Below are 5548 nucleotides of genomic sequence, written 5' to 3'. Positions count from 1 at the left end.
AGCCCCTATGGGATCGCATGGCGGAAGCCGCGCGCGATGCGGGCGTCCATGTGGAACTTTCTACGGCGGCCCTGCGAAAGAACCTGGGCGACTACTACCCCGCCGAAGGACTGCTACGCCGATTCTGCCAGGCGGGCGTGCCGATCACCGTGGGGTCGGATTCGCATGAGGCATCGTCCGTCGGCTTTGGCATCGCCGAGGCCTACACGCATGCTGCGCACATCGGCTACCGTAGCGTCGACGTACCAACCGTCGACGGCGATTGGCGCACCATCGCACTCGATTAATTCACTCGATGCAAGAGCTGCGTCGTTAGACGGCGATAACGCACGCCTGACGATGGTTAATGCCGGCGCGCATCCAGCTCACCAGCAAGTTCTTCGATGCTCACGCAGTGGCGCTCCAGCACCACCATCAGGTGATACACCAGGTCGGCGGCCTCGTAGCGAATGTGGTCATGGTCGTTGTCCTTGCAGGCGAGCGCCACTTCCACGGCCTCTTCGCATACCTTCTTGAGCGCGTAATCCTCCGGCCCCTGCAAAAGGCGCGCCGTGTAGCTCTCCTTTGGATTCGCATCGCGACGGCCCGCGATCACCTGCGCCAATCCCGTGATGGTCTCGCCGATGTTGCCCGGCTGCACGTTGGCGGTTCTCTCGCCCATGATCACATCTCCAATTCGTTGAAAAAGCAGCTGCGCGCGCCTGTGTGGCACGCCGGCCCCGGCGAATCCACGCGCACCAGCAGGCAATCCCGGTCGCAATCGGCCGCTACCGAAATCACGCGTTGCATGTTTCCGCTGATGGCACCCTTGTTCCACAGCTCTTGGCGCGAACGCGACCAGAACCACGTGGTACCCGTCGCAAACGTAAGCCGCAGCGATTCGGCGTTCATCCACGCCATCATCAGCACCTCGCCGGTGTCATGCTGCTGCACGATAGCGGGGATAAGCCCCCGGTCGTCGAACTTCAGATTCGCCTTGTCGATACGCATACGCGTCCTCTTCTAGAAATCAAGCCGCACAGGGATGCCCTGCGCCGCCATGTACTCTTTCACCTGACGAATGGTGAACGTGCCGAAATGGAACACGCTCGCCGCCAACACCGCGTCGGCCTCTCCCTCGATGATGCCCTCGGCGAAGTGCTCGAGCGTCCCCACGCCGCCCGACGCGATTACGGGGATAGGCACGGCACGCGCCACCGCGCGGGTGAGCGCCAGATCGAAGCCGTCCTTGGTACCGTCGCGGTCCATGCTTGTAAGCAGAATCTCGCCGGCCCCGCGCCTCGCCGCCTCGCGCGCCCATTCGACGGCATCGATGCCGGTTGCCTTGCGGCCGCCCGCCACGTACACCTCCCAGCGATCGGCGCCGGGTGCGTCCGGCTCGCCCACACGCTTGGCGTCGATAGCGCACACCACCGCCTGCGTGCCGAATGCCGATGCCGCAAGCGTGATAAGCGAGGGGTCCTTCACCGCCGCCGAATTGAGCGACACTTTGTCGGCACCCGCCGCAACCATGGCGCGCATGCCCGCCAAATCGCGGAAGCCGCCGCCCACGGTATACGGGATGGAAAGCTCCTCGGAGGCGTGCGACGCCATATCGATCGTCGTGCCGCGATTATCGCTTGTGGCCGTGATGTCGAGGAACACCACCTCGTCGGCGCCCGCGCGGTCGTACGCCGCAGCAAGCTCCACGGGATCGCCCGCATCGCGCAGGCCCACGAAGTTCACGCCCTTCACCACGCGCCCGTCCTTGACGTCGAGGCACGGAATCACTCGTTTGGTGAGCATGCGTCATGCCCCCTTTCCCGATGCTGCAAGCGCCTCCCCCAACGTGAACGCGCCCTCATACAGCGCGCGTCCCGTAATGGCGCCTTCGATGACCTGCGGTCCGAGGGCAGCTAGCGCCCGGATGTCCTCAAGCGTCGAGATGCCGCCCGACGCCACCACGGGGAAACCCGCCAGCTGCGCCACGCGGCGATATGCCGCCGCATCGATGCCCGTCTGCATGCCGTCGCGCGCGATGTCGGTATACACAAGATGGCGGAAGCCCCAGGAGGCGAGCTGCTCCACCACGTCTTCCAGACGCAGCGCGGCGCCCTCGCGCCAACCGTTGACCTTCACCTCGCCGTCGCGCGCCGCCACGTCGGCCACCAGAAGGTCGCCGAACTCAGCCGCCGCCTGACGGGCGAATTCCGGGTCGCGCACGATGGGCGTGCCGATGGCGATGCGCTTGCACTCCAGCTCAGCAAGCTCCTCGATGCGTTCAAGCGAGCGCACGCCGCCGCCCACATCCACCGAAAGGCCTTCTACCTGACATATCGCACGGATGGCGGAGGCATTTGCCGCGCGCGCCGCCTCATCCTCTTCGAACGCGGAAGAAAGATCGACCACATGCACCCAGGCAGCGCCCTGCTCGACGAACGAACGCGCCATAGCCGCCGGATCGTCGGAATACACCGTCATGCGGCTGCGGTCGCCGCGCTCAAGGCGCACCACCTTGCCGTCGATGAGATCGATTGCGGGAAACAGGATCATCGCGCCGCGCCTCCTTCCGCATGCGCATCGAGGGCGGAAGACTCGCCTTTTTCCTCGGAGGCTTCGTTGCCTGACGGCGCACATGCATCGGACACCACGCCTTCGTCCTTCGCCTCACCTACCTGCGCATGTTCGGCGACGATGCGCACGAAATTACGCAGGATATCAAGACCGTGGGCAGACGACTTCTCGGGATGGAACTGGCAGCCGTACGCATTGCCGCGCCACACCACCGAGGCAAAATCGCGCGCATAGAATGTGCGCGCCGCAACATCGGAGGCCGCGGCGTCGTCCCCGAGCGCGTACGAATGCGTGAAATACACGTTCACGCCTTCCGCCACGCCGTCGAGCAACGGGCACGCCGCGCCCGCAGGCGTCTTGTGAAGCTGGTCCCAACCCACATGCGGGACTTTCAGGCGATGCGACGGCAGAAGTGTGCACGATCCGGGCAGCACGCCCAATCCACGCACCCAGCGCTCGCCATCGGCCTCGAATACGTCGCCCGGCACAAGAGCCCCTTGCGCCGGCGCCTCGTCCGTGCCGAGGGGGCACGAATCGCTCGTACCGTGGCCGAGTACCGCTGCATCCCCGCGGGAACCCCCAAGTTCCTCATCCGCGGGCACGCCTTCGGTGCCACGCTCAAACAGCAGCTGCATCCCCAGGCAGATACCCAGAAACGGCGTGCCCTTCCCCCCGGCCACGGCATCGATCACGGCCCGGTCCTGGCCGCTTTCGCACATGAACGCGATTGCGTCGTAGAACGCGCCCACGCCCGGCAGCACGATGCCGTCCGCCGCCCGAATGACCGCAGGGTCGTCGGAGATGACGGCATGCCCGCCCACGCGCTCGAGGCCACGCGCCACACTGGACAGGTTCCCCTTGTGGTAATCCACCACGACTATGGTTGGCTTATATGACATAGCGCTCCTCATTGAACCGGAAGGCGGCTTTCGCTCCTTGCCGCAAAGCGTGTCCGCCGTAGAATCCCTTCGTTGAAAAGGACGTCATTTTGACGGTCTTTTCGCTCGAAATCGAGAATATCACCGTAATTTTGACGTCCTTTCCTCGGCGCGATGCCCGCCCTCGGCATAGACGGGCGACACGTCGAATGCTACAGACACCCTTTGGTCGACGGGATTCCCGTCTCGCGCGGGTCCACTTCAACCGCCTCGCGCAGGGCGCGACCCACAGCCTTGAACGCCGCCTCGATGATGTGGTGGCCGTTCTCGCCGCAGATCAGGCGCACATGCAGCGTGATTCCAGCCTCACGCGCGAAAGCGATGAAGAACTCCTTGGCAAGCTGCGTGTCGAAATCGCCCACGCGCTCGACGCCCACCGGCACCTCATAGAACGCCTGACCGCGGCCGGAAATGTCCACCGCCGCCATCACCAGCGCCTCATCCATGGGCACGAATGCGTGGCCGAAACGCCTGATGCCGGCCTTGTCGCCCAGCGCCTGCGCAACGGCGCAGCCCAGCACGATGCCCGTGTCCTCCACGGTGTGATGCGCATCCACGTGCAGATCGCCCTTGATAACCTTGGCATCAAGGCCAATCTTGCCGTGACGCGCGAACGCATCAAGCATGTGATCGAAGAAGCCCACGCCGGTCTCGATGCTGCGCTCCGAGGCGTCATCCAAGTTCAGCATCACGCGAATCGTGGTCTCGCTTGTTTCGCGCATGCAATCGGCCATGCGGCAACCCTGTTCCACCATCGTTCCGTCCCTCTCTTAAAACGGAGCCGCAGCGCACGCGCCATGCGCACATGCGCCGCGAACACCGCTGCGGTTTCGTCCTATTCCGCCAGAATCGTTTTCAGCGCGTCGAGCACTGCATCGTTTTCCTCCGGCATGCCCACCGTGATGCGCAGGCAGTCCTCAAGCCCCGGTGCGTAGGAGAAATCACGCACCAAGATGGAGAACTCGTCACGCAGACGCTGACGCACGACGCTCGCCTGGGGCAAGCGTACCAGCAGGAAGTTGCCCTGCCCCGCCCACACGGCACCCTGCGGTGCAAGCGGCTCGGTAAGCGCACGCAAGCCGGAAAGCAAGCGCTCCCGCTCCGAGCGAATCGTCTCAATCACCGGGGCAAACGCTTCGCGCTTGCGCACCGCCGTGAGCGCCGCCGCCTGCGTGAGCACATTCACCGAATAGATCTGACGAATCGCGGCGAACGCCTCGATGACGTCGGGCGCCGCCAGCACATATCCGCAGCGGATGCCCGCCTCGCCGAACGCCTTGGACAGCGTATGCAGCACCACCAGATTGTCGCACTCGCCCAGCAGACACTCGACGCTGGTGCCCTCGTCGGCGAACTCGCCGTATGCCTCATCGACCATCACTAGCCCGGGACATGCCGCGCACACCTCACGCGCCAGATCGATGGAAAGCACGTCGCCCGTCGGGTTGTTGGGCGAGGTCAGAATCACCAGGTCAGCCTGCACGGCTGCGGCAAGCAGCTCCTCGCAGCGCAGCCCGTACGTCGCCTCATCGCGCCACACACGCTCCACCGCGGTCTGGGTGAGCGATGCAAAAAACGCGTATTCGCTGAAGTCGGGCGGACACGTGAGCAGCGTACGCCCCGCGCCGCCAAAAGCCAGCAGGAAGTTGTACAGGAGCTCGTCGCCGCCGTTGCCCACGCAGACGTTCTCGCGGACCACGCCGTGCCATGCTGCCAGCTCGTCACGCAGGTCGTTGGACATCGGGTCGGGATAGCGGTTGAGCGGCGTGGCGGCGAGCGCCTCGTCAACGGCCTCACGCACGCCCTCAGGCAAGGGATAGGTGTTCTCGTTCGCCGAGAGGTTGATGTCGCACGGCGTGAAGGCGGGGTCATACGGCTCAATCTCAGCCAGATGCGGCTGCACGAGCGCACGCATACGTTCGGAAAGCTGCGTCATGTCTTACGCCCCCTTCGGCGCGGCGCCCGCGACCACCGTGGCCTCGTCGTCGCCCGGCCAGGCGATATCGGTCAGATTCGCGGCGGCAAGCGCCTCGTAGGTGACGGCATCCTCGCCCTGC

The 5548-nt window shown here is 64.8% G+C and carries 7 protein-coding genes and 1 pseudogene; 1 reads left to right on the top strand and 7 read right to left on the bottom strand.

The window, feature by feature from the left end:
- Nucleotides 1-287: pseudogene (locus Q0J60_RS01410) on the top strand (hippurate hydrolase); the annotation flags it as partial.
- Nucleotides 288-343: 56 nt separating this feature from the next.
- Here Q0J60_RS01410 and hisE read toward each other — a convergent pair.
- The 7 genes from hisE to hisC form a co-directional block, all read right to left on the bottom strand.
- A complete protein-coding gene (gene hisE / locus Q0J60_RS01405; RefSeq protein WP_294438414.1) occupies nt 344-661 on the bottom strand; it encodes a phosphoribosyl-ATP diphosphatase in 318 nt (105 codons plus the stop codon).
- A gap of 2 nt (nt 662-663) precedes the next feature.
- On the bottom strand, nt 664-990 hold the full coding sequence (gene hisI, locus Q0J60_RS01400; RefSeq protein ID WP_294438413.1) for a phosphoribosyl-AMP cyclohydrolase: 327 nt from the start codon (nt 988-990) through the stop codon (nt 664-666).
- A gap of 12 nt (nt 991-1002) precedes the next feature.
- Nucleotides 1003-1785, bottom strand: coding sequence for an imidazole glycerol phosphate synthase subunit HisF (gene hisF / locus Q0J60_RS01395; RefSeq protein ID WP_294438412.1), 783 nt, complete (start codon nt 1783-1785; stop codon nt 1003-1005).
- A 3-nt stretch (nt 1786-1788) separates the two neighbouring features.
- The gene (locus Q0J60_RS01390; protein ID WP_294438411.1) at nt 1789-2532 is read right to left on the bottom strand and encodes a HisA/HisF-related TIM barrel protein; all 744 of its coding nucleotides are present in this window, start codon (nt 2530-2532) and stop codon (nt 1789-1791) included.
- Nucleotides 2529-3452 (bottom strand): imidazole glycerol phosphate synthase subunit HisH, encoded by a 924-nt coding sequence (locus Q0J60_RS01385; RefSeq protein WP_294438410.1) that lies wholly within the window; start codon nt 3450-3452, stop codon nt 2529-2531. Before Q0J60_RS01385 ends, Q0J60_RS01390 begins: the two co-directional genes overlap by 4 nt.
- 191 nt (nt 3453-3643) lie before the next feature.
- Complete coding sequence (hisB, locus tag Q0J60_RS01380) at nt 3644-4246, bottom strand: imidazoleglycerol-phosphate dehydratase HisB (RefSeq protein ID WP_294438409.1); 603 nt, start codon at nt 4244-4246, stop codon at nt 3644-3646.
- 80 nt (nt 4247-4326) lie between these two features.
- The gene (hisC, locus tag Q0J60_RS01375; RefSeq protein ID WP_294438408.1) at nt 4327-5427 is read right to left on the bottom strand and encodes a histidinol-phosphate transaminase; all 1101 of its coding nucleotides are present in this window, start codon (nt 5425-5427) and stop codon (nt 4327-4329) included.
- Nucleotides 5428-5548: the final 121 nt, after the last annotated feature.

Origin of the sequence: uncultured Slackia sp. (assembly GCF_944321625.1) — a bacterium.
GTDB lineage: Bacteria > Actinomycetota > Coriobacteriia > Coriobacteriales > Eggerthellaceae > Slackia.
This window is presented reverse-complemented; position numbering and strand designations above follow the sequence as displayed.